This is a genomic window from Pseudochrobactrum sp. AO18b (genome assembly GCF_000409565.1).
GTDB classification, from domain to species: domain Bacteria; phylum Pseudomonadota; class Alphaproteobacteria; order Rhizobiales; family Rhizobiaceae; genus Pseudochrobactrum; species Pseudochrobactrum saccharolyticum.
Genome location: NZ_ANNO01000274.1, coordinates 1 through 4,133, shown reverse-complemented (window position 1 = coordinate 4,133; position 4,133 = coordinate 1). Strand labels below are relative to the sequence as shown.

The window sequence follows — 4,133 nt, the reverse complement described above, 5'->3', positions numbered from 1 at the left end:
CGAAGAGGCGTGAATATAAAACAGCCCCGCATGAGCTATCATGCGGGGCTGTTTCGTATCAAATCATTCTCAGGCTGATTTCAGCAGATCGCCATGCGGGTCGATGACGAATTTCTTCGCGGCGCCCTGATCAAAGCTTTCATAGCCTTTCGGTGCGTCATCCAGCGAGATCAGCTGCGCATTGACGATTTCCGCAATATTCAGCCGGTCGTGGAGAATGGCTTGCATCAGCTGGCGGTTATATTTCAGCACAGGGGTCTGGCCGGTGTGGAAGCTCTGTGCTTTTGCCCAGCCAAGGCCGAAGCGTAAGGAAAGGCTGCCGACTTTGGCGGCTTTGTCCACCGCGCCCGGATCTTCGGTCACATAGAGCCCCGGAATACCGATATTGCCTGCCGCACGAGTGATTTCCATCATCTGATTGAGAACAATGGCCGGTTGCTCGCCGCCTGCATGGCCGCGTGCTTCAAAGCCCACGGCATCAATGGCGCTGTCGACTTCATTGCTGCCGGTAATATCGGCAATCAAATCACCGAGACGGTCGGAAGCTGATAGATCAACCGGTTCAAAGCCAACTTTCTTGGCATGGGCAAGGCGTTCTTTGTTGAAGTCGCCGATCATCACAACAGCTGCTCCGAGAATACGGGCAGAGGCGGCAGCCGCCAGACCAACAGGGCCTGCACCGGCCACATAAACAATCGAACCAACGCCGACACCGGCTTTAACCGCGCCGTGGAAGCCGGTTGGCAGAATATCGGACAGCATGGTCAGATCGCGGATTTTGGCCAGCGCACGGTCTCGATCCGGAATTTTCAGCAGGTTAAAATCGGCATAAGGAATCGTGACATATTTGGCCTGACCACCGATCCAGCCGCCCATATCCACATAACCATAGGCACCGCCGGCACGGGACGGATTAACGGTGAGGCACACGCCGGTATCCTGCGCACGGCAGGTGCGGCAGCGGCCGCAGGCGACATTGAACGGCACAGAGACGATATCGCCGATCTCCAGCATTTCAACATCCGCGCCTTTTTCAATCACTTCACCGGTGATTTCATGACCGAGAACAAGACCTGCTTCCGCTGTGGTGCGTCCGCGCACCATATGCTGGTCAGAGCCGCAAATATTGGTGGTAATAACTTTCAGGATCACCGCATGTTCGATTTTGCGCCCCGTCGGATCGGCAAAAACCGGATCTGCAATATTCTGTACTTCAACCTGCCCCGGACCCGTATAGACGACACCACGGTTGCTGCTCATGGATTTTCCTCCCAGATAAATCACCAGATGAATGAGATGCGTAAATGTTGGATTGAAGATCACTGCAATGCTGACCAGAGCATAGGCCAAGTTTGGCGAGATATCGTTCTGGACGCGACATCTGGTGTAGTGAATGGGCAGGCTGATATTTTGGGTTCAGGCAAGTGTCCGCTCATGGTGAAAGCTGCGGCTGTCCTGCGGTGCCTGTTCGCGACTGTTCAATCCGTAATCGCGGGTAATATCTGCCACCCGCAGCCGGTAATCGGCAAAAACACCGCTGCGCCCCGCCGCTTGCGCCGAGCGATGCATGAAGCTTGAGCGCCAGCTTTTCACGGCTTCTTCATCACGGAAAAAGGAGAGGGAGAGAATTTTCTCCGGATCAGTCAGGCTCTGAAAGCGCTCGACGGAGATAAAACCGTCAATCCTTTGCAGTTCTTCTTTCAGGTCGGCGGCAATATCCAGATAGGTGTTTTTTTGTCCTTTAGCTGGGTGGACTTCAAAAATAACGGCGATCATGGGGGAGACTCCTTGTGCGTTTCTGCGCAGGCAAATACCCCATTGAGTTGCATCAATGCTTCGGCTATCATCGAACTATGAAAGTTGGTCCTGTCATAGCTTCTGTTGCCGCATTGATCGGCGACCCCGCCCGCGCAAATATCCTCACGGCGCTGATGGATGGCCGTGCTTTGACGGTCAGTGAACTGGCAGGTGTGGCCGGTGTCACCGTGCAGACGGCCAGCGGACATCTCACCAAATTAAGCGAAGCCGGTTTGCTCACGGCAGAAAAACAAGGGCGGCATCGCTATTTCCGCCTTTCGGGTGCAGATGTGGCGCAGGTGCTTGAAGCGCTTATGGGCTTGGCGCAACGCACGGGGGCTGTGCGGGTGCGCACAGGGCCGAAAGATGCAGCATTGCGTGAGGCGCGGATTTGCTACGATCATCTGGCGGGTGAGGCGGGTGTCACGCTGTTCAATGGTCTGACGGCGCGTAATTATCTCGAACACTCAGAGCAGGATGCACTTCAGCTGACTTCGGAGGGACGGGAGTTTTTCAGCGGATTAGGGCTTGAGCTGAAACCGCTGGAAGGCAAGCGCCGTCCGCTTTGCCTGCATTGTCTGGACTGGAGTGAGCGCCGTCATCACCTCGGCGGTGCGCTGGGTGCGGCAGTGCTGGATATGATGTTGGAGCGCAACTGGCTACGCCGCGAACAGGGGCGTGCACTCTATTTTACGGCGCAAGGGCGGCAAGAATTTGATCGCCGCTTTAGCTGTAATGAAGCTGCCTGATACAAGATCTGGTAAAATTTACGCGATTTTCACGAATAGTCTTTTCAAAAAGTCATATCCGTGTTACCAGCCGCTGCCAATTCAATTGAAACGATAAGAGTCGTTGCACCCTCTGCTCCCACAGGGTGTTTTACCTGTTTAAAGGAATTGGCCATGGCGAAAATTGTTGAATCATCCACCGGCGCATACGCGCTGACTTTTGATGATGTCCTGCTGCAACCCGGTCATTCCGAGGTTATGCCTGGTCAGGTCGATCTGCGCACCACCATTGCTGAAGGCATTGAACTGAACCTGCCGCTGCTCTCCGCCGCGATGGATACAGTGACTGAGTCCCGTTTGGCGATTGCTATGGCGCAGGCAGGTGGTATCGGCGTTATTCACCGCAACCTGACACCGGAATTGCAGGCAGAAGCAGTTCTGCGCGTTAAGAAATTCGAATCCGGCATGGTTGTAAACCCTGTCACCATTGGCCCTGACGCAACATTGGCTGATGCACAGGCGCTGATGCGTATGCACGGTATTTCCGGTATTCCGGTTGTCGAAAATGCCGGTAAAGGCCCAGGTCGTCTGGTCGGTATTCTGACCAACCGCGATGTGCGTTTTGCCTCTGATCCGGCACAGAAAATCTACGAACTGATGACCCGTGAAAATCTGGTCACTGTGCGCGAAAACGTTAATCAGGAAGAAGCCAAGCGTCTTCTCCACCAACATCGCATTGAAAAACTGCTGGTTGTTGATGCGCAGGGGCGTTGCACCGGTCTGATCACCGTTAAGGATATGGAAAAGTCGCAGCTCAACCCGAATGCCGCTAAAGATGCGCAGGGTCGTCTGCGTGCTGCTGCTGCAACTTCGGTTGGCGATGATGGTTTTGAACGTGCGGAACGTCTGATCGAAGCCGGTGTTGATCTTCTGGTGGTTGATACTGCCCACGGTCACTCGCAGCGCGTTCTCGATGCGGTTACCCGCATGAAGAAACTGTCTTCCGATGTACGTATCCTTGCCGGTAACGTGGCGACCGGTGCGGCAACACAGGCTCTGATTGATGCCGGTGCCGATGCGGTTAAAGTCGGTATCGGACCTGGCTCGATCTGCACCACACGTATTGTTGCCGGTGTTGGCGTACCGCAGCTTTCCGCGATTATGGGTGCGGTTGAAGTCGCCCAGAAAGCCGGTATTCCGGTTATCGCTGACGGCGGTATCAAATTCTCCGGTGACTTCGCCAAGGCACTGGCTGCCGGTGCATCGGCTGCTATGGCCGGTTCGCTGCTGGCCGGTACAGAAGAAAGCCCGGGTGAAGTTTATCTGCATCAGGGTCGTTCTTATAAGTCCTATCGTGGTATGGGTTCCGTTGGTGCTATGGCTCGCGGTTCCGCTGACCGTTACTTCCAGGCGGAAGTACGCGATGAACTGAAACTGGTGCCGGAAGGTATTGAAGGTCAGGTTGCCTATAAGGGTCCTGTTGCCAATATCCTGCATCAGCTGGCCGGTGGTCTGCGTGCTTCTATGGGTTATGTCGGTGCTAAAACACTGCCGGAATTCCGCGAGAAGGCAACATTTGTTCGCATTACCAATGCGGGTCTGCGTGAA

General features: G+C 54.7%; 4 protein-coding genes. 2 read left to right on the top strand and 2 right to left on the bottom strand.

Features of this window, described 5'->3' with window-relative positions; translation table 11 throughout:
- Nucleotides 1-69: 69 nt before the first annotated feature.
- Nucleotides 70-1,260, bottom strand: a complete 1,191-nt coding sequence (fdhA, locus tag A918_RS0111455; RefSeq protein ID WP_028233697.1) for a formaldehyde dehydrogenase, glutathione-independent — start codon at nt 1,258-1,260, stop codon at nt 70-72.
- A gap of 156 nt (nt 1,261-1,416) precedes the next feature.
- Nucleotides 1,417-1,776 carry an antibiotic biosynthesis monooxygenase gene (locus tag A918_RS0111450; protein ID WP_022711203.1) on the bottom strand — a complete coding sequence of 120 codons (360 nt, stop codon included), beginning with the start codon at nt 1,774-1,776 and terminating at the stop codon, nt 1,417-1,419.
- 77 nt (nt 1,777-1,853) lie between these two features.
- Here A918_RS0111450 and A918_RS0111445 point away from each other — a divergent pair, with 77 nt between their 5' ends.
- Both A918_RS0111445 and guaB read left to right on the top strand, forming a co-directional pair.
- Complete coding sequence (locus A918_RS0111445; RefSeq protein WP_022711202.1) at nt 1,854-2,546, top strand: helix-turn-helix transcriptional regulator; 693 nt, start codon at nt 1,854-1,856, stop codon at nt 2,544-2,546.
- 153 nt (nt 2,547-2,699) lie between these two features.
- The coding region (guaB, locus tag A918_RS0111440) for an IMP dehydrogenase (protein WP_022711201.1) at nt 2,700-4,133 on the top strand (1,434 nt) is incomplete at its 3' end.